Source organism: Haladaptatus sp., assembly GCF_049589095.1.
Taxonomy (GTDB): domain Archaea; phylum Halobacteriota; class Halobacteria; order Halobacteriales; family Haladaptataceae; genus Haladaptatus.
On the sequence record NZ_JBAWAC010000425.1, the window covers coordinates 1 to 22,728 of the forward strand.

At 61.1% G+C, this 22,728-nt stretch carries 25 protein-coding genes; 10 read left to right on the forward strand and 15 right to left on the reverse strand.

The window, feature by feature from the left end; all coding sequences use genetic code 11:
• Both WBV42_RS13315 and WBV42_RS13320 read left to right on the forward strand, forming a co-directional pair.
• Positions 1-3,300, forward strand: a 3,300-nt coding sequence (locus WBV42_RS13315; RefSeq protein ID WP_423986456.1) for a PGF-pre-PGF domain-containing protein, incomplete at its 5' end; no start/stop codon positions are given.
• A gap of 223 nt (positions 3,301-3,523) precedes the next feature.
• A complete protein-coding gene (locus WBV42_RS13320; RefSeq protein ID WP_007977946.1) occupies positions 3,524-3,718 on the forward strand; it encodes a cold-shock protein in 195 nt (64 codons plus the stop codon).
• A gap of 79 nt (positions 3,719-3,797) precedes the next feature.
• Here WBV42_RS13320 and WBV42_RS13325 read toward each other — a convergent pair whose 3' ends face one another.
• Both WBV42_RS13325 and eif1A read right to left on the reverse strand, forming a co-directional pair.
• On the reverse strand, positions 3,798-4,166 hold the full coding sequence (locus tag WBV42_RS13325) for a rhodanese-like domain-containing protein (RefSeq protein ID WP_423986457.1): 369 nt from the start codon (positions 4,164-4,166) through the stop codon (positions 3,798-3,800).
• A 181-nt stretch (positions 4,167-4,347) separates the two neighbouring features.
• The gene (eif1A, locus tag WBV42_RS13330) at positions 4,348-4,632 is read right to left on the reverse strand and encodes a translation initiation factor eIF-1A (protein ID WP_082837733.1); all 285 of its coding nucleotides are present in this window, start codon (positions 4,630-4,632) and stop codon (positions 4,348-4,350) included.
• A 216-nt stretch (positions 4,633-4,848) separates the two neighbouring features.
• On the opposite strand from eif1A, the gene WBV42_RS13335 reads away from it, so the two are divergent.
• A complete protein-coding gene (locus tag WBV42_RS13335) occupies positions 4,849-6,357 on the forward strand; it encodes a phosphoenolpyruvate carboxykinase (ATP) (protein ID WP_423986458.1) in 1,509 nt (502 codons plus the stop codon).
• A 51-nt stretch (positions 6,358-6,408) separates the two neighbouring features.
• On the opposite strand, the gene WBV42_RS13340 is transcribed toward WBV42_RS13335, so the two are convergent.
• The gene (locus tag WBV42_RS13340) at positions 6,409-6,627 is read right to left on the reverse strand and encodes a hypothetical protein (RefSeq protein WP_423986459.1); all 219 of its coding nucleotides are present in this window, start codon (positions 6,625-6,627) and stop codon (positions 6,409-6,411) included.
• Positions 6,628-6,768: 141 nt separating this feature from the next.
• Complete coding sequence (locus WBV42_RS13345; RefSeq protein WP_423986460.1) at positions 6,769-7,047, reverse strand: hypothetical protein; 279 nt, start codon at positions 7,045-7,047, stop codon at positions 6,769-6,771.
• A gap of 197 nt (positions 7,048-7,244) precedes the next feature.
• Here WBV42_RS13345 and WBV42_RS13350 point away from each other — a divergent pair, with 197 nt between their 5' ends.
• On the forward strand, positions 7,245-8,084 hold the full coding sequence (locus WBV42_RS13350) for a fructosamine kinase family protein (protein ID WP_423986461.1): 840 nt from the start codon (positions 7,245-7,247) through the stop codon (positions 8,082-8,084).
• 2 nt (positions 8,085-8,086) lie between these two features.
• Here the strand turns inward: WBV42_RS13350 and WBV42_RS13355 are convergent, their stop codons facing one another.
• Positions 8,087-8,737, reverse strand: coding sequence for an HAD family hydrolase (locus WBV42_RS13355; RefSeq protein ID WP_423986462.1), 651 nt, complete (start codon positions 8,735-8,737; stop codon positions 8,087-8,089).
• 86 nt (positions 8,738-8,823) lie between these two features.
• On the opposite strand from WBV42_RS13355, the gene WBV42_RS13360 reads away from it, so the two are divergent.
• Positions 8,824-9,069: a hypothetical protein gene (locus tag WBV42_RS13360; protein ID WP_066141704.1), complete on the forward strand. Its 246-nt coding sequence runs from the start codon at positions 8,824-8,826 to the stop codon at positions 9,067-9,069.
• Between the two features lie 214 nt (positions 9,070-9,283).
• Positions 9,284-10,204, forward strand: a complete 921-nt coding sequence (locus tag WBV42_RS13365) for a TSUP family transporter (RefSeq protein WP_423986476.1) — start codon at positions 9,284-9,286, stop codon at positions 10,202-10,204.
• 3 nt (positions 10,205-10,207) lie between these two features.
• Here the strand turns inward: WBV42_RS13365 and WBV42_RS13370 are convergent, their stop codons facing one another.
• From WBV42_RS13370 to WBV42_RS13380, 3 genes are all read right to left on the reverse strand, one after another.
• Entirely contained in the window at positions 10,208-10,519 is a 312-nt protein-coding gene (locus WBV42_RS13370) for a hypothetical protein (RefSeq protein WP_223301770.1), read from the reverse strand.
• Between the two features lie 56 nt (positions 10,520-10,575).
• A complete protein-coding gene (locus WBV42_RS13375; protein ID WP_423986463.1) occupies positions 10,576-10,887 on the reverse strand; it encodes a nucleoside triphosphate pyrophosphohydrolase in 312 nt (103 codons plus the stop codon).
• 144 nt (positions 10,888-11,031) lie between these two features.
• Complete coding sequence (locus WBV42_RS13380) at positions 11,032-12,063, reverse strand: PAS domain-containing sensor histidine kinase (RefSeq protein ID WP_423986464.1); 1,032 nt, start codon at positions 12,061-12,063, stop codon at positions 11,032-11,034.
• A 172-nt stretch (positions 12,064-12,235) separates the two neighbouring features.
• Between WBV42_RS13380 and WBV42_RS13385 the strand changes: the two genes are divergently transcribed.
• A complete protein-coding gene (locus WBV42_RS13385; RefSeq protein ID WP_423986465.1) occupies positions 12,236-12,532 on the forward strand; it encodes a hypothetical protein in 297 nt (98 codons plus the stop codon).
• 78 nt (positions 12,533-12,610) lie between these two features.
• Positions 12,611-13,171, forward strand: a complete 561-nt coding sequence (locus tag WBV42_RS13390; RefSeq protein ID WP_423986466.1) for a hypothetical protein — start codon at positions 12,611-12,613, stop codon at positions 13,169-13,171.
• A 1-nt stretch (position 13,172) separates the two neighbouring features.
• On the opposite strand, the gene WBV42_RS13395 is transcribed toward WBV42_RS13390, so the two are convergent.
• The gene (locus WBV42_RS13395) at positions 13,173-13,595 is read right to left on the reverse strand and encodes a pyridoxamine 5'-phosphate oxidase family protein (RefSeq protein ID WP_423986467.1); all 423 of its coding nucleotides are present in this window, start codon (positions 13,593-13,595) and stop codon (positions 13,173-13,175) included.
• A 90-nt stretch (positions 13,596-13,685) separates the two neighbouring features.
• Between WBV42_RS13395 and WBV42_RS13400 the strand changes: the two genes are divergently transcribed.
• Positions 13,686-14,273, forward strand: a complete 588-nt coding sequence (locus WBV42_RS13400; RefSeq protein WP_423986468.1) for a DUF6663 family protein — start codon at positions 13,686-13,688, stop codon at positions 14,271-14,273.
• Positions 14,274-14,309: 36 nt separating this feature from the next.
• Here WBV42_RS13400 and WBV42_RS13405 read toward each other — a convergent pair whose 3' ends face one another.
• The 3 genes from WBV42_RS13405 to WBV42_RS13415 all read right to left on the reverse strand — a co-directional run bounded on the left by WBV42_RS13405 (position 14,310) and on the right by WBV42_RS13415 (position 19,246).
• The gene (locus tag WBV42_RS13405) at positions 14,310-16,157 is read right to left on the reverse strand and encodes a S9 family peptidase (protein WP_423986469.1); all 1,848 of its coding nucleotides are present in this window, start codon (positions 16,155-16,157) and stop codon (positions 14,310-14,312) included.
• Positions 16,158-16,210: 53 nt separating this feature from the next.
• Entirely contained in the window at positions 16,211-17,479 is a 1,269-nt protein-coding gene (locus WBV42_RS13410; RefSeq protein ID WP_423986470.1) for an MFS transporter, read from the reverse strand.
• 165 nt (positions 17,480-17,644) lie between these two features.
• On the reverse strand, positions 17,645-19,246 hold the full coding sequence (locus WBV42_RS13415; protein WP_423986471.1) for an MDR family MFS transporter: 1,602 nt from the start codon (positions 19,244-19,246) through the stop codon (positions 17,645-17,647).
• Between the two features lie 648 nt (positions 19,247-19,894).
• On the opposite strand from WBV42_RS13415, the gene WBV42_RS13420 reads away from it, so the two are divergent.
• A complete protein-coding gene (locus WBV42_RS13420; RefSeq protein ID WP_423986472.1) occupies positions 19,895-20,509 on the forward strand; it encodes a TetR/AcrR family transcriptional regulator in 615 nt (204 codons plus the stop codon).
• A gap of 13 nt (positions 20,510-20,522) precedes the next feature.
• Here the strand turns inward: WBV42_RS13420 and WBV42_RS13425 are convergent, their stop codons facing one another.
• From WBV42_RS13425 to WBV42_RS13435, 3 genes are all read right to left on the reverse strand, one after another.
• Complete coding sequence (locus tag WBV42_RS13425; protein ID WP_423986473.1) at positions 20,523-20,957, reverse strand: universal stress protein; 435 nt, start codon at positions 20,955-20,957, stop codon at positions 20,523-20,525.
• Positions 20,958-21,028: 71 nt separating this feature from the next.
• Complete coding sequence (locus WBV42_RS13430) at positions 21,029-22,504, reverse strand: MATE family efflux transporter (RefSeq protein ID WP_423986474.1); 1,476 nt, start codon at positions 22,502-22,504, stop codon at positions 21,029-21,031.
• A partial coding sequence (locus tag WBV42_RS13435; RefSeq protein WP_423986475.1) for a TetR family transcriptional regulator C-terminal domain-containing protein occupies positions 22,501-22,728 on the reverse strand: 228 nt, incomplete at its 5' end. The genes WBV42_RS13435 and WBV42_RS13430, both read right to left, overlap by 4 nt.

A 22,728-nucleotide genomic window follows, 5' to 3' on the forward strand; every position in this document is an offset into this window, starting at 1 on the left:
GACGGGGTCTCGTTCGATGGCGACACGCTCACCGTCGACCCGACGAAGTCGGGCGTCCCGACCCTTCCGAACGGTACGGTCACCGTTATCGTCACCGCGGACGATGCGGTCGGAAACGAACGCTCGAACGGGTTCGAGTTCGACGTCGACGTCCCGCCGTCGGTCAGCGATTTCACGGCGACGAACACCGGCGGGATGAACGTGACCGTGTCGTTCGATTCGACCGACGAACTCGACATTGTGGCGGTCGGCATCACCGGTACGGAAAGTTCGACGTTGACCACGGTCGATTTCTCCGCGACGCCTGACGGCGACGGCGGGTACACCTACACGGCGACGTACACCGGAGGAACTGACGGAAACTACACATTCCAGTTGAACACGGCCGACGACGGACGGAGCGACGGTGCAACCGGGGAAACGGAGACGGTGCTCGTCGACGACACGTCGCCGTCGGTAACCGTCTCGACGCCGGACGGTGGGGAACAGTTCCACGACGGTGAGACGGCGACTGTCGAGTGGACCGCGACGGACTCCGTGAGCGTGGACACCGTTTCCATCGGTTACTCCGCGGACGGCGGCGCGAGTTGGACGACCATCACGTCGGCCACGATGAACGACGGAACCTACGACTGGACGGTTCCCGCTATCGACTCCGAATCCGTCCTCGTTCGCGTCAACGGGACCGATACCAGCGGGAACGTCGGCACCGACACGAGCGACGGGACGCTCACCATCGACTCGACGGCACCGACGGTCGAAAACTACAGCGTGAGTAATCCAACCGGGCAAGACATCGTCGTCTCGTTCGATACCGACGAACGACTCGGGGCGATTACCGCGGAGGTCTCCGGTACCGAGTCGGGAACGCTCACGATGGGCGATTTCACCGAGACGGTCAACGGCGACGGAACGTACACCTACGCGACCACGTACGCCGGGAGTTCCGACGGCACCTACACGGCGACCCTGACCGAGGCGACCGACGCCGTGGACAACGACGGCGCGAGCGGCCAGTCGGAAAGCGTCGAGGTCGATACGACCGCCCCGTCGGTTTCGAACTTCACGGTGACGAACCCGTCGGGGCGGAACGTGACGGTCGAACTCGATAGCGACGAATCGCTTTCGGATATCGACGTCACGCTCTCGGGTGCCGAGAACGCGACGCTGGCCCGAACCGATTTCACCGTGAGCGGAACGACGTACACCGCGACTTACAACGGAAGCGTGGACGGTACGTACACCGCGACGCTCGACTCCGCGGCCGACGACGCGGGCAACGACGGTGCATCCGGGGAGACGGACGCGGTCAGCATCGACACGACGCCGCCGACCATCTCGAACGTCACCGTCTCGAATCCGACCCAGCAGGAGGTGCAACTGCGCTTCGACAGCTCCGAACCGCTCGCCACCGTGGGTATCGCCATCTCCGGTGCCGAAACCGCGACGTTACGTCGAACCTATCCGTCGAACGCGAGCGGATCGTACGTCGTCACGTACACCGGGAGCGTCGATGGCACGTACACCGCGACGTTGACCGAGGCGACGGACGATGCGGGTAACGATGGCGCGAACGGCCAATCGGGCAGCGTGACCGTGGACGCCCTGTCGCCGACCATCTCGAACCTCACCGCCTCGAACCCGACCGGTGACGAGATACGGGTTCGAGTCGTGAGTTCGGAACCGCTCTCCGCGCTCGAAACCGACCTCTCCGGACCGGAGAACGCGACGCTCACTTTCGACGACTTCGCTCGAAACGGGACGACGTACACCGCGACGTACCCGGACGCCCTGAACGGCGAGTACGACGTGACGGTGGTCGGGTTCGCCGACACCGCGAACAACACGGGCTCACCGGGTCGGACGGACAACGTGACGATACAGGCAAGCGCGCCAACTGCTTCGAACTTCGTCGCCACTAACCCGACCGGGCGACGTGTCGTCATCAGCTTCGACGGATCGGAGCCGCTTTCGGCGATTGACGTCTCGCTCTCGGGTGCGGCGAACGCGACGTTGACGCAGGCGAACTTCACCCAAAACGGAACGACGTACACGGCGACCTACAACGGAAGCGTCGATGGCACGTACACCGCGACGCTGGATGGGTTAACCGACGGGACGGGTACCCATACCGTCCCGGGTAAAACGGCCAGCGTCACCGTCGATACGTCACAGTCCGGTGGGGAAACCGGCGGTGGAAACACCGGTGGTGACGGGACCGGCGGTGGGAGCAGTGGCGGAGAGACGGGAGACGGAACCGGTGGGAACGGTACGGTCGGTGGTGGAGAGACTGGCGGACCGAACGGTGCCACGGCCGACGACACGCACGACGACCCACTCTCGGTCACGGTCACGCCAGGTAACGGGGAGACCACGAACGTCTCCGTCGAAAACGCCGACGCGTATCGGAACGTCGGCGTGACGTTCGAAAACGAGACCGGCACGGGTGGATTCGACATCAGCCAGTTGAATCTCACCGCCGAGCGGCGGGCGAATTACGATCTGCGCGTGAACACCTCGGAAAACCTGTCCACCGAATCACCCGACTTCAACGGACGTACCGTTGGACTCGCCCAGATAGATCATTCGATCCCCGATTCGGAGATCGATGGTGTCCAGTTCACGTTCCGGGTCGATGCACGCCGCTTCGAATCGACAGCCATCGATCCCGACGAAGCGGTAGTCTACCGCTACCACGACGGACGGTGGAACGCCCTCGAAACGAGTGTGGTTCGGCGGGACGGGGATTCGTACGTCCTGCGAGCCGACTCCCCGGGTTTGTCCACGTACGCCGTCGGTCTTCGAAATGAGGATCTCCTCTCCGTCTCGGGTGCGAGCCTGTCGGGTCCGTCCGGGACCGTCGGGGACCCCATCACGGTCTCCGCAACCGTCACGAACCGCGGTAACTGGATGGCGAACGAGACTGTCGCGGTGACGGCCAACGGGACGAACGTCGCAACTCGAACGATCACCGTCCCCGTCGGGGAAACGAAGACGATATCGTTCGGTATCACGCTCGATCACCCCGGGACCTACGACGTCGCGGTCGATGGAACGTCGGCTGGAACCCTCGTCCTCTCGGGCGTTTCCGAAACGACGGAAACGAGCGGGGACGTCGCCACGACCGAGTTATCGACCGCTTCGGTTTCGTCACGGACGACGGAAACGGTTGGGACGACCCGCACGACGACGCTCGGCGACTCGTCGAAAACGAACCGGGACCGTCGTCCCAAAAGCTGGTCGTTCGTCGCTGTTGGTGCTCTCGTCCTCGCCGCGCTCCTCGTGATTCGCCGACGGTGATCACGGGACGTCGATTTCGTGAAACGGCAGGATATGGTAACTGAGGATATTACGGAAGTACCCGCTCATTGTGTCGAATCGGAATCAATAGCCGGAATAATCACATATATGTGTTCAGATATCCATAATAGTGTTCCCAAAGCGGATATGTGTCTAAAAAACACTCGTTTTAGAGAACGAATGCAGAACCCTTAACCGTGTACCCCAATTGTGTATAGTTGTAATGGCAAACGGTAAAGTTGATTTCTTCAACGACACAGGCGGCTACGGTTTCATAGAGACGGACGACGCGGACGAGGACGTTTTCTTCCACATGGAAGACGTTGGCGGCGAGGACCTTACGGAAGGTACCGAGATCGAGTTCGACATCGAACAGGCCCCCAAGGGCCCGCGAGCGAAGAACGTCGTTCGCCAGTAAACAACGATTTTACACTGTCGCCACGCGGCGACAAGGTATACATCGATTTTTTTAGCGCAGCAGTATCCGAGAGCGACAGTCAGAACAGTCGCCAGAGCACCGACCGAACCCGGTAGCCGAGCGACCCAGCTTGATAGCCGCGCCAACCGCTCATTCCCCCTGCGAGTGTACTGACTTCGTATCCCTCCTCGTCGAGAATACCGGTTGCCCGTTTTGCGACTACACCCATCTTGCAGACCGTAACAACGGAGCTGTCTTGTGGGATCTTATCAAGACGGCTGCGGAGTGCGTCCTCGTCTCCCCCGCGTAAATCATCGTACACTGGGATGTTACGACTTCCGTCGATATGCTCCGACTGAAACGCTTTTCTCGGTCGAATGTCGAGAACGTACGGCGCGTCATCGGCGTCGAGTCTGTCGTCCAGTTCGTCGGGTCTAATCTTGCTCATTATCCCCACAAATGTACCGAAGCGTTAAAGCCGTGACGTCATCGGGCGACGGTAGCGACTGTCGAACGTGTCGGTCGGTCGCGTTTCAAATCGCACCGCTCGGTGCGAGCGGAGACCGCTGGAAAAATCTACACGTACTCGGAATCGGCGATTAGAAGTCCGTTTCAGTTCACCGAAGGGATCACTGGATGTGGCCTTCGCGGCGGAGTTGGTCCGCGTCCTGGCTGGTGTATCGCCATTCGATGTTGGCCTTCTCGTCCTGCCAGTCCCACGGTTCGATGAGGACGACGTCGCCCTCTTCGATCCAGGTTCGGTATTTCATTCGACCGGGAATCCGGCCCATTCGCTCTTTTCCGTCGTTACATCGGAGCTGTACGTGGTTGCCACCGTTGTGTTGGGTGACGACCGCGAACATCTCGTCCTCGTTTGGCATTCGGAGGTTCCGACGCCCACTTTCTTCACTCACAGGTGGAATAAGTAGCGGACACGGTTAAGTGGTAGGTGTCTTTCGATACCGTTTGACATGCAAACTGGATACTGAATCGGGGTGACCCCTCACCAAAAAGAGGATTATTTACTCGCATCCGAAAACACAATTCTGCCGAAATCGGCATTATGAGGCCACTAAGGCGGTCGTACACCATACATAATTATACGTTCGTAGGTGGGCCGTACAACCACGATGTCAGACACTGGGCAGTCAGTCCAATCCCTGAAGTCGAAACTCCCGAATCCAACAGCGGCGGACAACGTTCGTTACAACCCATCGTTTTCGGAACTTCGTGAGTTTTCACAGGAGTTGGAGACGACGGCCGAATTCGGTTCCGCGTCGTACGTCAGCCGCGAGCGATCGCGCAACTCGGACAAGACGAGAAATGCCGTTGACGAAGGATTCGACGCGGACGACTACGCACACATCGAGGACGCAGTCGAGTTCGCCCGAGAGCACGAGATGCTCTGCGTGGACCGCCTGATGGGCCGCCACACCGACCACACCTACCGGTGCAGACTCTACGTTCCGAAAAAGTACGGCCGTATCGCCCTCGCGTGGGCGAATCTCTTCGAACCAGTCGAGGGGGAGGGTGAACCGGATTTCGTCACGATACAGGTTCCCGACTGGGACGAAATCGCCATCCGAGTCCTTCCCGAGGAGGGAGTGACCGTCGCTCTCGGAAGTGACTACACCGGCGAGGCGAAGAAGTCCTTCCTCCGATTGTTCATGTTCCACGCAAAACGGAAGGGTGGCCTCGGACTGCACGCCGGAAGCAAGCGAGTGACGCTTCGGGACGAAACCGGCGACCTGCGCGACGTGGGGCAAGTTTTCCTCGGTCTCTCCGCGACCGGCAAGTCCACGCTGACCGCCCACGGTCTCTGGCTCGACGACCCCGAATCGGCGACGATGCTCCAGGACGACGTCTGTGCCTTGCTCCCCGACGGAAGCGTCGCGGGCAGCGAAGGCAACGGTCTGTACGTCAAGACCATCGGCTTGGACGCCAACGAACAGCCCGCGATGTACGACGCCGTCACGCACGAATCCGCGGTTCTCGAAAACGTGGACGTAGACGACGACGGCACCGTCGATTTCGACAGCGACTACCACACCTCGAACGGTCGAGCCATCATCCGCCGCGACCAACTCTCGTCGTCGAGCGAGGACATCGACTTGGAGCGGGTCGACCAACTGTTCTTCATCACCCGCAACCCGACGATGCCACCGGTCGCGAAACTGTCGCCGGAGGAGGCGGCGGTGGCGTTCATGCTCGGCGAGTCCATCGAGACCAGCGCGGGCGACCCGTCGAAAGCCGGTGAGTCCATCCGCGTCGTGGGCACCAACCCGTTCATCATCGGATCGAGGGGCGAGGAGGGCAACCGGTTCCGCTCGCTCATCGACGACCTCGGCGTCGAAACCTACATCCTCAACACCGGCCACCTCGGCGGCAAGGACATCGGCGTCACGGAGTCGGTGACGTTGCTCCGGGAGATCGCGCGCGGGACGGTCGAGTGGACGGACGACGACGCGAGCGGACTCACCGTTCCGAGTTCGGTCCCCGGTATCGACATCGGCGAGTTTTCGGTCGCCGACAACGTCGACGACCACGATTCGGAGTTGTCACGGCTCCGTACCGAGCGACAGGTCCACCTCGACACGTTCGAGGAACTGGACGAGGATATCCGGGACGCGGTTTACTGAGCCGAAAGCGACTGGAATCGAGCCCAGTCGGTCGTCGCTTCGTGTGTGATTTCAGTTCAGCGTCTCGACTTCTTTCGTCAGGTCGGTCGGTTCGTCCACCGGACCGTTGACGAACAAGCCGTGACCGATGATGGCGACCGCGACGAGCGCCGCACCGATTACTGCCGCCGTCAACGAAACCGAAGTGAGGTAGCCGACACCCACACCGAGGAACATGCTGACGGCTATTCCGCCCAGTACGAGGTCGTAGTACTGCCACGTGTAGGTCATACGACGAGTTTCTATCCGAAGACCCGAATAGCTAGGGGCCGAAATTCGTCGGTCGCGGATGCTCCGTGATCGTCCGCCCCTCTCGAAAACAGAAGGAAAGAAGGGTTTCGAATCGACCGTTGCCACCATTCGCCGCGTCGATCACGCGCTGCTGTTCGGTTTGCCGTCGTCCGGAGTGCCACCCAAAACTACGTCCTGCTCGGCGAGGGTCGGGAACGCACCCGATGCGTACTCGTCCGCCCACGGGTTCTCCGGATACTTGTCGTCGGGAGTGTCATTGGGGTCGCGGAAGCGTTCTTCGGGGACTACCGCCGCCGGAAACGCAACGAACCACACCACGACGAACGTGAACGGAACGGCCGTCGAACCGACGACCGTTTCCCCCACGACCACCGGAACGACGCCACCACCGAATACCACGACAACCACCTCGTTGGCGGGGACAACGACGACAACCTCGCTGGTAGGGACGACGACGAACGAAACGACGGATACCGACCCGGTCACGACACGAAAAACGGTGACCGAAAACGGTGGCTAACCGGGATAGCGTCACCGTGATCGACGGCAGGCCGAGCTAGTATCGTTTTAGGGTTCGGCGGTACGTATCCGAATCGATGGATGATCTCGCCGCCCGAATCTCCGCCGTTACCGACGAACCGCCGACGGAGCTTTGCGAACTCGACGGGGGCGAAATCGGCGCGGTGTATCGCGCCGATTTCGCTTCCGGCGCGCCGCTCGTCGCCAAAACGAGCGACGCGTCGCTGATGGTCGAAGCGACCATGCTTCACCACCTCGCTGACCACGGCCTTCCCGTCCCCGACGTGTATCACGTCGAGGACGACCTGCTGTTGCTCGAATTCATCGACGGCGATTCGACCATCACGCCCGACGTGGAGCGGGAGATGGCCGACCACCTCGCCGCCTTACACGACACCGCCGCGCCCGCCTACGGGTTCGACTGCGACACGCTCACGGGGTCGCTCTCACAGCCGAACCCGTGGACTGAATCGTGGGTCGAATTCTACGGGGAACACCGACTCCGCCACGCGGCGGAAATCGCGCGGGAAACCGGTGAACTGCCGGAGTCGATGGTCGAACGGTTCGATGAACTGGTCGCGGACCTCGATTCGCTCGTCGTCGAACCCGACGCGCCGTCGCTGATCCACGGCGACGTGTGGACGACGAACGTGCTCGAATCGGACGGCGAACTGCGCGCGTTTCTCGACCCGGCGGCGTACTACGCCCACTCGGAGGTCGAACTCGCGTACATGGACTGGACGAACTGCGTCGGCCCTGCATTCTTCGAGCGCTACGACGAACGCCGCGGTATCGATCCCGGATTCGAGTCGCGCCGGGACGTGTACGTCGTCTACCCGCTGCTCTCGCACCTCTTTCACTTCGGGGAACGGTATCTGTCGGAACTCGACCGGACGCTGTCGCGGGTGGGCTACTGAAGCTAGTCCAAAATCTCGAAAATCTCGGACAAGCCCTCGATTTCGTACGTCGGTTCGACGGAGAGTTCGTACTCCGTCCTGTGCGGGCGGCGGATGAACGCCGAATCCAGTCCGGCGTTATCGGCGGCGACGACGTCGCTCTCGCTGTCGCCGACGAAGAGGGCGGTTTCGGCTCCGATGTCGGACAGCGCGCGGTCGAGGAAGTGCGGGTTCGGCTTCTTCCGGCGGATTCCCTCGACGGTCGGCGGCCTGCCGTAGTAGGTCTCGAAGTGTCGTTCGAGTTCGAAGTAATCGAGCATGAACTCGACGGTTGCCTGCTGGTTCGAACTGACGAGGCCGAGCGGTCGCTCGAACGAGGAGAGGGCATCGATGTCGTCGTAGGTCGTCGTCCGTCCGGCCTCGATTTCGCGCAGTTGAATCTCCGAGGCGGCGCTGTCGCGGGCCGCCCAGAACGAATTCGGGTCGAAACCGTACGCCTCACACACCTCCCGAAAGCCGTCGGGGGTGGCGCTGTGTGTTACAGCGGCAAGGTGGTCCTCCGCCGGGTCTACGTCGAACTCCTCGAAGGCCGAGCGCGCCGCTTCCTGGAGCAACTCGCGTTTCGGCGGTTTCACGAGGACTCCGTCGTTGTCGAACAACACCGCATCGTACATGAATCGAGTTCGTGAGCGGAGGAGGGTAGGCGTTCCCATTTCCGGCGGCCAAAGCCGGTTTGGACCTCGATGCCGAAGTAGGTTCGATGGACCCGAATTCGGACTTTTCGGACGAACAGGAGGGGAAACGCGTCGTCGCGGACGACGGCACCGAAGTCGGCGTCGTGAAGGAGGTTCGGGACGGGACGCTGTACGTCGAAGTCGGGGGCAACCCGAACCCGGACACGATCGACGAACTCGGCTGGGGCGGGGTCGTCAACCAGTCGGTGCACGAACTCAAGCGGCAGTTCATCGGGACGATCACCGACGAGACGGTTCGCCTGTCCGTGTGAATACGCGGCCGCGATGGCAAAGGTCGCCGCTTTCTGCGACGGCTGTTCGAGGACCCTTTCGACCCGTTCGGCGGTTTCGGCGCTTATACGGCGTCATTCACCGAAACGTCACGTCATCGCTCTCGGTGACCGTTTCCCGATTTCTCCCACCTAACTACGTGGAGTGACAAAGGGGGGTAATGAATACGGATTCGAGACCCTCGGAGGCTACTCGCTGATGTCCGGGGAATCGACGGTTCACCCCGGAGAGTTCGTTCGAAACTTGCGTCAGTTCCGCTATCGGGAACTGATGATGGCGGTCGCAACCGTCGCCGTCATCGTCGGCGCAATCGGTCTCTTTCCCGGAACGGCGAACGTCACGCAAGGGTTGAAGACGAACGCGACGACGACTGACCTCGTCCTGTTCGTCGCGCTCATCATACTGGCGGCGATGCTGAAGGGTATGGTCGGGTTCGGCTTCGCGCTCATCGCCACGCCGCTCGCGGCGTCGGTCATGAACGTCGATATCGCCGTCATCGTTCTCGCCGTCCCGCCGTGGATGATCAACGTCTTTCAGGTGGGCGAGACGAACACCGGCCTCGGCTACGTCCGCCGTGAGTGGTCGCTCATCGCTCTCGCGTTGGTCGGTACCGTGGCTGGCGTGTTCTTCTTCTCGGCGTTCAAGACCAGCGCGGTGGTGGTGTTCCTCATCGGACTCGTCCTGTTCGGGTACGTCCTCTTCCAACTCGGGAAGGGGTTCGTCTCCATCGAAGGGACGCACAATCCCGTCGCACTCGGCGTCGTCGGCCTGTTGGAGGGCTTCCTCCTTGGCGCGGCCAACCTCGGTCCGCTGCTCCCGACGTACCTCCACACGTTCGAGCGGGACAAGGAGCGGTACGTCGGCGGCCTCTCGATGGTGCTCGGTCTGGTGTTCACGGTGAAAATCCTCCAGATGCTGGTGACGGGCGTCATGACGACGTACTACCTCTGGTTGGGTTCGACCTTCGCAGTCGTCACCCTCGTCGGCCTGTTCGCCGGAACCTATCTCCGACGCGTCGAAATCGACGAGCGGAAGTTCAACTGGTTGGTCGTCGCCATCCTGCTCGTCATCTCGCTGAAAATCTTCTCGAAGACGGTTCCGGCGCTGTTCTTCTGAGAACTACTGTACCGTGGCGACGTTCCACCCGTCGTCCGTTATTCGCTCCTCGGCGACCGTTTCGCCGTCGCCCAGGACGCGGAACAGGAATCCTTCTCCGTTCCGCTCCGTCGCGAGTCGAATCGTCCTCACGTCGGCGTCGAATTCGGTTCGCCGCTCCTCGGGGACCCAATCGTCACGGATAGCCGTCATGCCGAAATCGCCGTACGAAACCGTGGTCGATTCCTCGATGGTTCCGTCGGCGCGAACCTCCGCGACGATTCCTTCGTTGCTCTCGTTCTCCCGAATCACGAGCGTATACGTCGTGAGTGACATGGGGGAGCGTTTGCCACCGCCGACCATTCGCGACGTGGTTGCAAATGCTGGGCTTTTTACTCGACCCGTTCGAGAACGACTCCGTCCGTGAACCCGCCCCGTTCGTCGGCTTTTTCGGCTCGAATCCGTTCCAGTTCGGCACGCGTGAGTCCGTTGGAGTCCGCCAGCGCATAGACGACTTCGAGCACGTCGGCCAGTTCCGCTGATTCGCCGGATTCATGGAACTCCGTTACCTCCTCGTCCAACTTCTCCGCGAGTCGTCGCTCGTACTCGCCTTCGTCCGCAATGTGTGTTACCGGACGCTCGTCGTTTTCCTCGATGATCACCGGAATCCGATCACGAACCAGTTTGTCGTACGTTTGGGTCATGGGAATGAAAGGGGAACTGATGGTAAAAGAACACCGGCGGGACTGCCCCTGTCGTGTGATGGTTCGTGAGACATGATGGTAACTGCTCCGAGTTTCGACTTCACCGGACCTTATTATCGGGTAACAAAATCGCTCATTCGAGCGTTAAGCGTCCTCGTCCGTCGGCGAAACGATGCGAAACTGAAGCGAGAAGGTCGCGCCGTCGTCGTTTTCGGCCCAGACATCCCCGCCGTACTTCTCCATCAGACGGTCCACGAAAAAGAGGTCCAACCCCTGTCCGTGGTGGAGCTGGCTGACCTCCTCTCGCCCGAAGATGAGGTCGTGTTCGTCGTCGGCGATTCCGGGCCCGTTGTCCTCGACCTCCCCCGTGAGCGTCGATTCGTCGCGGTGAAATCGAACGAAGACTCGCGGAACACGGGAGTCGTTGTGTTCGACCGCGTTCGAGAGGATGGCCTCAAGCGCGATTCCGATGGCATCGTCGGCTGCGACGAAGGTCGGTTCGTCTCCGAGGTCGCTCGTGAACTCCGCACCGGGATAGGCATTCCGAGCGGCCCTGAGTTCGTTACGAATCACCTCGTCGATGCGGATGGGAGAAAGTGTCGGGTCGGTCCGCTCCGAGAGCAGTTCGTCCAGATCGCGAGCGGTCTCGGCGTATTTGATGATGGAGTGCATCCGGCGGTGTGCGGTCGAGAGTGACTGCTGTAACTCCTCGTCGTCCACGATTTCCGCGACGATTTCGATGTGACCGAGGACGACGTTCGCGTCGTTTCGAAGGTTGTGACGGAGGACGCGGTTCAGGATTCGAAGGCTCCGTTCGTACTGCCGCCGTTCGGTCAGGTCGGAGAAGAACCCGGCATACCCGTGTAGTTCGCCATCGACATAGATCGGGGTACACGACCCTTGTCCGTAAATCAGCCGACCGTCCTTCGTCGTGGTTTCGAATCCACCCACCCACGAGTCGTCGTTCGAAAGCGACGCCGTCATCTCCTCGTACACGGACCGTTGGCCGAACAGAATCTCCGGGTTTTCGCCGACGAGTTCGACCCTGTCGTAGCCGGTGAAATCGACACACGCTTCGTTCACGTCCCGGATGACGAAACTCGAATCGGTAATGATGGCGGGTTTTTTCGTCTCCCGAAACGCCTTTTTGTAAATACTCGGGTCGGTGCCGTTCATGTCTCCATCCACAATCCTTATCCAGAGAATATATCGTTATCGAGACCAAAATATCGTTCCTCACAATCGATAGAAAATGTGGCAAAAGTGTTTTTATTATCGATCAGTGATGGTATAGTACTAGATGCCCCGTCAACGGCTCGTAGATAAACTGTCAAATCCTCAAGATCACGTGACACAGATAGTTGAAGCGACGCTTCCCGATTCGGTCGCCGAACTGGCGAATTCGTACGACGTGACGGTCGGTAACCGTGACAGATTTCTGTGGCAATGGATCTATACTCTTTTTCCTTCGTTTACGCTCTCCTGTGTTCCAGACGAGCATGCGGAAACAGCTCGGACACAGAAGACGATTCTGACGATGTTCGTCACCCTGTTGGACGACCTCGCCGAAATGGGTCACAACCGGGAAACGTTCGAAGAGGCGTGTCAAATCCCGTATCGCCGTGAATCCGTGAACCCCGACTGAGACGGGGTAGATTCGGAGCAACTTCGGTTCATCCAACAGGTGTGGGACGCTTTCGAGGACGGTATCACGGCGGCCCCCATGCACGACGAGCACAGGGACATATTCGACTGTGACCTTCGGCAGACGCTCACCGCCATCGACTACTCTCGCGTCCTCAACGACAACGTCGAACTCGCCAACATGGAGGGAATCGAGCATTACGACCCACACAACATGCTCATGTTTCCGTACGCGAACGTGGACCTGATGTACTCGCCGTCGTTCGATACAGCCGACCTCGGGTCGCTCAGGTCGGTCATCTGGAACCTCCAACGAATGGCACGAATCGGCAACTGGACGACGACGTGGGAGCGGGAACTCCGCGAAGGGGACTACACGGCAGGGCCGATCGTGTACGCCCTGCAAGAGAAAATCATCTCGCCGTCGGACTTGGACCCGGCCGACGAGGACGCTATCGAATGGGTGACGAAACTGATCGAGGAAAACGACGTCGAGGACCGGTTTCTCACCGACTGGGACGAACGATATGCGGAAGTCACGGAACGAGACGAACAGGCCGATAGCGTCGATTTGGGGGCGTTCGCGGAGGGGATGAAGACGGTGCTGAGCTATCAAATCGCGGCACGCGGTCGGAAGTGAGCTACGTTTTGCGCCCCGTCACCGATTCGATTCGCAGTTCGTACAGTTCGGGTTCCACGTCACTGAGCGATTCGTCGAACACCCGGAGAGGGACGAATCGATCGTTTATCTCGGCCTCGCTGAGCGTGTCGGACGCGGGAGCGAGACTACCTTGCACGAGGATGCTCCACGACTCCTCACCCGTCGTTTCGTACACGACGAAACTGGCAGTATCGGTGGATTCCACGAACGATACCTTCTCGCTCCCCTCCTCGACGCCGAAGCGAAGCAGGATTTTCTCACCATCGTAGTGGAACGAGACTGGGAGCGAGTAGGCATCACCATCGCGAGCGAGCGACAGGACGCCGGTGTCCGTCGCTTTCAATTTCCGTTCGAGTTCCGTTTCGTCCATGCCGAACGTGTAGACGTACTCCAAATGTTCCATACTGGCACTACGGAGGCCATCGGCATAACTCGGCCGACTGAACCGTGTCGATTCGAGTGGCTTTTCCCGCATCGCACCGGAGTCGGAAGCATGGAGGAAGACCGGTCCTTTCGCGTGCTCGCCACCCGCTCGGACGGAAGCCTGCGGTTGCTCGACCGGGAGACGTACGAACCGGTCGTCACCGCCCCCGACGGCCACGGAGGGACCGTAGACGGCGTTCACCCCGGCTACCGTATCGACGCCGACCTCGACTGGTCGAGCGCCGAACCGACGGTTCGGTCGATCTCGGTGCGCCGGAAAACGTCGTACACCTTCGTCGACGGCATCGACCCCGTCTTCGAGGTCGCACAGCAAGCGTGGACGGAGGCCCGGATGGCGGACGAGTCGATGAACAGCACCGTGACGCGAAACACCGACAACGAGGTCAACGGCGTGCTCTACGTGTTCGCCGAGGACGACGGTGGACGCGTCTTCGAGTCGTTCCGCGACGGCACCCGCCCGTTGGAACCGCTGATAGACCGGGTGAACGAGGGGGAAGGCGACGACCCGCGGGACGTGTTCGTGCTCCGTCCCGCCGAGGGAGCCTACGTCATCGTCACCATCGCGCTCCGGAAGGGCGGTCAGTTCGCGGAAACGCTTCGGGAGACGTACGACTGTCCGGCACCGTCGGAAGGGTGACCGAATCCGTCTCCGTCGTTTCTATCCAATCCGCGGCTACAACGTCTCGTCGAGATAGTCGGCGACGATCCGATGCGATCGAATCTTCTGGTCGATATCGAACGAGCCGTGTCCTTGTTCGCCCAGTTCCTCGTAGACGAATTCCTCGCCGTCCGCCCACCCACGCGCTACGAGCGCGTCCCGATACAGTCGCGCCTGTGAGACGGGACACCGCGGGTCGTTGACGCCGTGAATCATGAGAATGGGGAATTCCGCCGAATCGACGTTGGATATCGGTGACCGTTCGCGGTACAGGTCCTCGTTCTCGTCCGGGTCTCCGAGTTGCTGTTCCAGGATGTGCTGGTAATGCGGCATGGAATCCTCGTACAACCTTCGAAGGTCGGTGATGCCGACGTTCGCCATCGCAGCCGCCCAGAGGTCGGGGTACCCTACGTGCTGGCTGTAGGCGCTGTAGCCGCCGTAGGAGCCGCCGAACACCGCGACGCGGTCCTCGTCTATCCAGTCCCGTTCCATCAGCCAGCGGCCGCCGTTGGCGATGTCCTCCTGTTCGCCGCCGCCCCAATCGCCACGGATGGCGTATTTGAACGCCCGACCCCTCCCCGTCGAACCGCGATAGTTCGGCTGGAAGACGGAGTAACCCCGTGCGACCAGAAACTGGGTGAGTTCGTTGAACGACCGAGTGTACTGTGCGTGCGGCCCGCCGTGTACCAACACGACCGCCGGTTGCCCGGTCGCCTCGGGATCAGCGCCTGGCCGTTGTCGGGCGTCGTACAGCAGTCCTCCGATCGTCCAGCCACCGGACTCGTAGGTGACGTACTCCGCATCAACGAACGCCGACGGGTCGATGTCCCCGTATTCGGCGTCGAGGACGACCTCGTGCTCGTCGGTACCGAGGTCGTAGGCGAGGAGTCGCTGTCGTTCGTCCGGTGTCGTTTGCGTGAGGACGACGCGGCCATCCGCGAGGAACGGCCGGTCGACTCCTTGGACGACGGTCGCGTTGCCTTCGGGGAGATCCAGTTCCCGCCCGGTTCCGGTTCCGAGGTCGTAGACGACCGGAACCGTTGCCGCCCTGCGAGTTCGAAGGACGAGCGCGCGGCGACCGTCCGAGGTGAACGTCGAGGGATATTCGACGTGTTCGCCGTCCCCGAGCCACTCGACGGAATTCCGTTCGAGGTCGTAGATTCCGGCGCGAGGTTTGTCGTCCGCGTTGTCCTCGATCAGCAAGCGCGTGCCGTCAGGACCCCAGTCGGAAACTGACGTTTCCGATCCGATTTCGCCGACGTCGAGGCGTCGCGGGTCGCTCCCGTTCGAGGCGGCGACGTACACGTCCATATTGTCGAGGTCGTCGGTTTCGTTGGTCACGTAGGCGATCCGTTTCCCCTCGGGACCGTACATCGCATTCCACGTCGGTCGGTCGTAGGCTGTGAGCCGGTCGGTTTCTCCGGTCTCTAGTTCGATACGATACAGATTCATCTGCTCGCCCTCATCGCTCGCGTACAGGAGATATCGACCGTCCGGGGAAACGTCGCAGATCACGCACTGGCCGTCGGTTTCCACGATCGTTTCTCGGTCGCCGTCCGTCGTCAGCGCGTGAACGTCGTTCTGTTCGTCGCCGCCGTCGTCACGGTGGAAGAATATCCGTTCACCGTCGGTACTCCAGCAAACGTGCCAGCGGGCGCTCTTCGGGACGTTTCCGTCGCTCACCTGTTCGAGTTCTCCGGATTCGACGTCGAGGATACACAGTTCGTTCCGGCCGGTTCCGTCGTAGTAACACGCGACGCGTTCGCCGTCGCGTGACACCATCGGATGGTAGAACTCCGGGAGGGACGCGAGCGCTTCGAGCGGAACCGCCGAGTCGGAGGAATCGTGCGTCGGGTCGGACATACCTGTCTTCGATGCGTATCCGACGGTAATAATGTTATTCGTCTATCAACTACTCAGTCGAGCGGCTGGGTATCCTCGGTGACCCCCTCGACCGCTTCGTCGTCCTGTTGGAGGCCTTTTTGAAGGTAGTAGAACGCGCCGAGCGTCCCGATGATACCGACGATACCGCCGATGTAGAAGGCGTCCTGTATCCGAAACGTGTCCGTAATGGCTCCGAAACCGACCGGGCCGAACACCTGTCCAGCCGAGAGGGAGGCGGTGAACGCGCCCGTCACGAGACCCATCCCGTGGACGCGGCCGCGTTCGGTGCGGATGGCGACGGCGGAGGTTCGGGAGACGGCGCTGAACGCGCCCATGCAGATCATGAGTCCGATTAACAGGGGAAGCGTGGTGGCGAACGGAACGGCGAGCATGGTGAACGCGCTCAACAAACCGCCGGTGACGATGAAGTGAACGCGATACTCCGCGTAATCGTCGGACAGGCGACCGAGCGGAATCTGGAGAACCCCACCGACCGCCATGTACACCGAGAGGACGACGCCGACCATCGTGGATGACAGCCCGAAGGCCGCCGAGGTTGCGAGGACGGGGAAAAACGAGTTGAAGCCCCAGCGGTAGAATCCACGCGCGACGATGTACGTCATGATACCGCGGAGTTCGAAGTCGGCCCAGACGGCACGGGCGGCCTCCCACGGGTTCGGAGCCCCCGCTGTATCGCGCACGTCGTCGGGGAGTTCGGGAACGAGAACGACGACGAGGAAGAACGAGACGACGGTGAGAGCCGCCATCACGTAAAACGGCGTCGTAATCCCGGTGAGGGTGAACCACGGCGTGTGAATCGCGTGGTCGGCGAAATAGCCGCCGACGGTCGGCCCGATGGCGATACCGCCGAACAGCGAGACGTAGAACAGGTTCGTGATGGAGCCTTCACTTCCTTCCGGCGTGATGTCGCCGACGTACGACTGTGCGATAGGCGTCACGAGGACCGACGAGAACCCTTGACAGAACCGCACGACCCCGAGCATGAGCGGCGACGAAACCATCGAGTACGCGATGGAGAGGACGGCGAACAGACCGAGACCCGTGAGAAGTAGGTTCTTCCGTCCGTAGGAGTCGGAAACCCGACCGGTGAACGGCGCGAGAACGCCCCGAGAGATGGCAAATCCGGAAAAGATGAGTCCGACGATGACGCCGGACGCACCGAGGTCTTGCGCGTACGTCGGGAGAATCGGTTCGAGGATGCTGAAGCCGAGCATCGAGACGCCGGTCGCGACGAACAGGCCGACGAACGCCCCCTTGTGCTCGCCGAGTTCGTCAAGCATGTCTCTCACGCACCGTGGCGTAGCTACTCGTGTTCGAGAGACGGTTCATATGCGACTTACTAACCAGTTAGTAAAAACGGTTACGACCGAGGTAGTCCGGGGAGTTGTTGTCCGAAAAAAGAACCGTAGCACGCGAAAAAAGCGGACGAAACGCTATCTGGATGGTCAGTCGTCGCTCGAAGCCGTCGAGTCGTCCATCGGCTCCGCGCCGCCCTCGCCCATCGAGACGTGGGCCTCTTCGCTGAGTTCCGCGTTGGGGAGCGTGAGCGAGACGATGAACGCAAGGATGAGGACACCCATTCCGGCGAGGAACACGGTGTCGATGCTGTTCGCCATCGCCGTCACCACCACGTGCTGAATCTGGTCCGGGAGCTTTTCGATGGCCTCCGGGCCGATGCTCGCGGCGTCGGACGTGAGCTGTCCGGAACCGGCCTGTCCGGCGAAGGCGTCGGAGAGGCGGTTGGTGAGCTGGTTGTTCAACAGCGCGCCGAAGACGGCGACGCCGATGCCGCTGCCGAGACTCCGACTGAACGTGACGGAGGTGGTTGCGACGCCGAGGTCTTCCCGGCTCACGGCGTTCTGCACCGCGACGGTGAGGACGGGCATGACGAACCCGAGTCCCATCCCGGTGATGATCATGAAGATGGTCGATTCCGTCGAGGTGGTCGATGGTCCCATCGTGTGGAGGAACCAGTAACCGATAGAGCCGACGAGGGTTCCGACGACGGCGAATATTTTGTAGCGACCGAACCGAGTCATCAGCTGTCCCGTCGCGCCGCTCGTGACGAGCATCCCACCGACGAGCGGGAACAAGAGCAGACCGGAGTTGGTCGCGCTCACGCCGAGGACGTCCTGCAGGAAGACGGGGAGGTAGATGGTCGCCCCGAACATCCCGATACCGAGACAGAAGCTCAGCGTCATGACGCCCACGACCGTGTGCCTGTCGAGCAGGTGAACCGGGAACACCGGTTCGTCGACGCGCAGTTCCTGCAGGACGAACAGGACGCCGAAGACGATGGTCGAAGCGATCAGTCCAAGGATCTGGACGGAATCCCAGGCGTACTCGCTACCGCCCCACGTCGTGGCGAGCATGAGCGAACCGACCGCGACGACGAGGAGCGCCGCCCCGAGGTAGTCGATATCGTGGTCGGTGTCCGGCGTCGGAAGGTCGAGTTTGAAGTGCGTGATGAGGATCGCTGCGAGTCCGATGGGGACGTTGATGTAGAAGATCCAACGCCAACTGTAGTGGTCGGTGAGGTAGCCGCCGAGGAGCGGTCCGCCGACGGTCGCGCCACCGAAGATGAGCATCATGTAGCTCATGTACTTCCCACGTTCGCGGGGCGAGAAGATGTCGCCGAGGATGGTCGTCGCCATGGCGATGAGACCACCCGCGCCGATACCTTGCAGCGCGCGGAAGGCCGCGAGTTGCGTCATCGGGCCAACGACGTCGTTGATCGCGGCGAACTCCCCGGCGAGTCCGGAGAGGATCGAGCCGATCAGGAAGATGGAGATGGACGTCTCGAAGATGAGCGAGCGTCCATAAATGTCGCTCAGCTTCCCGTACAGCGGCGTCGTCACCGTGACCGTCACGAGGTAGGCCGTGACGATCCACGACATCTTGCTTGCGTCACCGAGGTCGCCGACGATGCGCGGGAGCGCGGTCGAAACGATGGACTGGTCGATGGAGCCCAGCAACATCCCCAACATGAGTCCGCCGAGAATGATGGCCCGTTCACGACCGAGTCCGTTACTCGATTCCGTACTCATACGTTGACCCTCCGTTCGAGCGGTGGATCACTGCGTAAATATTGAATGAACATTCAGTCACCTATGGCTTACTGAACAGTTAGTCAGTGATAAATGTTTCGAGAGAAGAATTGCCACTCAGGTCCCCATTTCAGGTGCGAGAACGCTTCTCTTCCCAATTCTTCACGATTAGTGATTTCGTTTTGGCGGTCTCCATCCGCTTTCAGCACGGTAGCGAGTCGTCGCGAGGAGACGACACGACTACAATGATTGCATGGTGTACACCGCTTGCACAGTACTCACAGGTTCATCTGTCTCCGTTTCATCCCTTCTTCGGTTCGATGACAGTCCAAGCGTCATCAACAGACGAGCAGTTGGAGGGACGAGTCGCGATAGTCACCGGCGCTTCGCGCGGTATCGGCAGCGTAGTCGCGAAGCGGCTCGGCGGCGGATTTTCCGGCCGATGGCTCCGATTAACCCGCCATGCTGGAGCATGGTGGGGCGGAGATAACTGAACGTTCATTCAATTTTTATACCCGGAGTCCGTAGCTAGCGTATGCACCGATTCGATGCGAAAGCCATCGCGTTCGGTGGTCGGTCCCCGGAACGCGAAACGTTCGACCCGCCTCGGCCAACGCGGAAAACGATAGACGAGGGTTTCAGCCGGTAATGACGGCGAAACCATCTTTTCTTGAGGATCCGAGCGATACCCGTGGTGCCATCATGCGGGCGACGTATTTGGCCCTCTGCAAGCACGGCTACGCCGACCTCACGATTCAGCGCATCGCCGACGAGTTTCCGAAGAGCAAGTCCCTCCTCTACCATCACTACGACGGAAAGGACGACCTCCTGCTGGATTTCCTGGGATTCATGCTCGAACAGCAAAAGGAGCGAATTCCGGCGAAGCAGTCCTCGGGCAGTTCGCGGGACCATCTGAACGCCATCTTCGACCGCATTTTCGTCACACCGATTCCCGACGACTACCGGGATTTCTCGCGCGCGATGGTCGAACTCCGCGCGCAGGCCGCCCACGACGAGAAGTACCGGAACCACTTCACGCGCAGCGACGAGTTCTTCCGCGGACTCCTCACGCGCGTCATCCAGTCAGGTATCGACGAGGGCACCTTCCGCGACGTGGATGCCGAGGAAGTCGCGGAGTTCCTCCTTTTGATCGTCACGGGGGCGATGACCAAACGCGTCACGACGAACAACGATGCCATCGAGACGGCTCGTGACGAACTCGACGCCTACGTCCGCCGTCGCCTCCTCGCTGACGAGGAGTAAACCGACACCGGACTCAGTGAACGATGGTGACGGGAACCGGTGACCGTCGCGTCACGGACTCCGCGACGCTGCCGAGGAAAATCCTGTCGAGACCGGTTCGTCCGTGGCTCCCCATGACGATACCGTCGATGTCGTTCTCGCCGTCTCCCGCGTATTCTACGATGGTGTGTGCCGGTCGCCCCATCAGTGTGACCGTCTCAGTCGTGACATCCAGTTCGTCCGCCAGTTCGGTCATCTTTTCGAGGAGTTCGTCCGTGGCTTCCTGTTCGGCCTTCTCCACGTCGTCCGCGTAGAGCATGTCCCCGAACTCGTCCGAGGAGATCCACGATCGAGGATCGAGGACGTGCAGGAGGACGATGGTCGCCTCCGGATAGACGTCGGCGGCGTGTTCGAGAGCAGTTTCTGACTGTGGTGCAGCGTCTACAGGGACCAGAATTCGCCGAGACATAGGTCGTCTATCGACAGCGACCAGTACAGTTGTTTCGGTGGAAACGACGAACGCGAGGAAAAGTATCCCGTTCAGTCGGCCGGTGACGGGGTGTTGGCTCCCTCGACCTCGCTCGTCTTCCACGTCCCACGGCGGAACCAGAGGAACGCGAGGATGGCCGCGGCGACGTTCGAGAACGCTATCGCGTACCAGACACCCGTAGGACCCATCCCCCGTATCTCCAGTAGGTAGTACGCCACAGGGAGACGGAACACCCACAGCGAGAGGATGGTGAACACCATCGCGGTGGTCGTATCACCGGCCCCGCGGAACGCCGAGGTGACGACCCGGAAGACGCCGAGGAACAAGAACGTCGGACCGATGATGCGGAGATACTGTGCGCCGATGTGGATGACGGTTTGACGGCTGAAGTTCTCGCTGCTGCCGACGAAGATTCCGATGAGGGGTTCCGCGAAGCTCCACGCGAGGACGCTCACGACGACGAGGACGACCGCCAGTGTGGCGGACGCGTAGTACACCGCCCGCTCCGAGCGCTCCGGTTTGTCCGCGCCGAGGTTCTGGCCCACCATCGTCGTCGTCCCCTGTGCGAGCCCGATGCTGGGGAGGAAGACGAGCGAGTTCAGCCGATTACCGATACCGTAGGCCGCGACCGCCGGGTCCCCGGCCATGGCGACGATGGCGGTCAGGAACGTGATACCGAGCGCCCGCATCGACATATCGACGCTCGCCGGGACGCCGATGCGAACGATCTTCTTCACCGTCTCCGGTTCCGGAACGACATCGTCGAACGAGAGGTGAATCCCAACGCGGCCGCTGAACAGGATGGTGAGGCCGACGACAGCGGCGACTCCGCGCGACAGGACGGTCGCTATCGCCGCCCCTTGAACACCGAACCCGGTGAAACCGGTGGCGTCGAACAGCGTCGTCTGGAGGCCACCGAGTCCGAGCGCTTGCAACAGCAGGTTGTCCGTGAACCCGTAGACGAAGAACGGGTCGAGGACGATGTTGAGCGTGACGCCAAACGCCATGAGATACATCGGCGTCCGCGTGTCGCCCCAACCACGCAGGAGCGCCTGAAACATGAAGAAACCGAACATGAAGAACACGCCGAGGAAGGTCGTCCGCGTGAACTCCACGGTCCACCGATATATCTGCGTTCCCGGCGTCGTCCCGATGAGCGAGACGAGGGTCGGTGCGGCAAGATATCCGATGACCGCGAACACCAACGACGCGAGCAGCGTGAACGAGATGGTCTGTCCCGCGACGTGGTCCACCCGCTCGTGGTTGCCTGCCCCCTTGTTCTGTGAGACCAACGCGGTTCCGGCGATGGAAAAGCCGGTTCCGAGGCTGATGAGCAGGAAGATTATCGGGAACGCGTAGGAAACCGCGCTCACCGCGCCGGGACCGATCTGGCCGACCCAGAACGTGTCCGCGAGGTTGTACACGACCTGCATCAACTGGCTGGCGACGATGGGTGCCGACAGGATGAGGAGCGGTTTGTACAAGTCGCCGTCGGTCAGGTCCAGATCCCTATTTCCGGCGCTCATTCGTCGCCTCCGGCGCAAATATCGTCGACGAACTCGTCGATGACTTCACGCCCCACTTCGTTCGGGTCGTTGGATCCGAGGACGACTCCCCGGCCCCGGACCCCGTCGAGAAATATCAGGAGTCGTTCGGCCGCCCGTTCCGGATCGATGTCCTCCTCGAACTCGCCGCGCTCGATACCCCGAGCGATGATATCGGCGAACAGTCCCCGCAGTCGGTCGTTGTT

What these genes read in the sequence shown, in the direction of transcription:
- WBV42_RS13350 (WP_423986461.1), top strand. Translation starts at nt 7,245, where the DNA reads ATGGATGATCTCGCCGCCCGAATCTCCGCCGTTACCGACGAACCGCCG.
- WBV42_RS13400 (WP_423986468.1), top strand. Translation starts at nt 13,686, where the DNA reads ATGGAGGAAGACCGGTCCTTTCGCGTGCTCGCCACCCGCTCGGACGGA.
- WBV42_RS13320 (WP_007977946.1), top strand. Translation starts at nt 3,524, where the DNA reads ATGGCAAACGGTAAAGTTGATTTCTTCAACGACACAGGCGGCTACGGT.
- WBV42_RS13340 (WP_423986459.1), bottom strand. Translation starts at nt 6,627, where the DNA reads ATGACCTACACGTGGCAGTACTACGACCTCGTACTGGGCGGAATAGCC.
- WBV42_RS13420 (WP_423986472.1), top strand. Translation starts at nt 19,895, where the DNA reads ATGACGGCGAAACCATCTTTTCTTGAGGATCCGAGCGATACCCGTGGT.
- WBV42_RS13380 (WP_423986464.1), bottom strand. Translation starts at nt 12,063, where the DNA reads ATGAACGGCACCGACCCGAGTATTTACAAAAAGGCGTTTCGGGAGACG.
- WBV42_RS13325 (WP_423986457.1), bottom strand. Translation starts at nt 4,166, where the DNA reads ATGAGCAAGATTAGACCCGACGAACTGGACGACAGACTCGACGCCGAT.
- WBV42_RS13410 (WP_423986470.1), bottom strand. Translation starts at nt 17,479, where the DNA reads ATGCTTGACGAACTCGGCGAGCACAAGGGGGCGTTCGTCGGCCTGTTC.
- WBV42_RS13425 (WP_423986473.1), bottom strand. Translation starts at nt 20,957, where the DNA reads ATGTCTCGGCGAATTCTGGTCCCTGTAGACGCTGCACCACAGTCAGAA.
- WBV42_RS13405 (WP_423986469.1), bottom strand. Translation starts at nt 16,157, where the DNA reads ATGTCCGACCCGACGCACGATTCCTCCGACTCGGCGGTTCCGCTCGAA.
- WBV42_RS13360 (WP_066141704.1), top strand. Translation starts at nt 8,824, where the DNA reads ATGGACCCGAATTCGGACTTTTCGGACGAACAGGAGGGGAAACGCGTC.
- WBV42_RS13375 (WP_423986463.1), bottom strand. Translation starts at nt 10,887, where the DNA reads ATGACCCAAACGTACGACAAACTGGTTCGTGATCGGATTCCGGTGATC.
- WBV42_RS13355 (WP_423986462.1), bottom strand. Translation starts at nt 8,737, where the DNA reads ATGTACGATGCGGTGTTGTTCGACAACGACGGAGTCCTCGTGAAACCG.
- WBV42_RS13415 (WP_423986471.1), bottom strand. Translation starts at nt 19,246, where the DNA reads ATGAGTACGGAATCGAGTAACGGACTCGGTCGTGAACGGGCCATCATT.
- WBV42_RS13395 (WP_423986467.1), bottom strand. Translation starts at nt 13,595, where the DNA reads ATGGAACATTTGGAGTACGTCTACACGTTCGGCATGGACGAAACGGAA.
- WBV42_RS13335 (WP_423986458.1), top strand. Translation starts at nt 4,849, where the DNA reads ATGTCAGACACTGGGCAGTCAGTCCAATCCCTGAAGTCGAAACTCCCG.
- WBV42_RS13370 (WP_223301770.1), bottom strand. Translation starts at nt 10,519, where the DNA reads ATGTCACTCACGACGTATACGCTCGTGATTCGGGAGAACGAGAGCAAC.
- WBV42_RS13390 (WP_423986466.1), top strand. Translation starts at nt 12,611, where the DNA reads ATGCACGACGAGCACAGGGACATATTCGACTGTGACCTTCGGCAGACG.
- WBV42_RS13430 (WP_423986474.1), bottom strand. Translation starts at nt 22,504, where the DNA reads ATGAGCGCCGGAAATAGGGATCTGGACCTGACCGACGGCGACTTGTAC.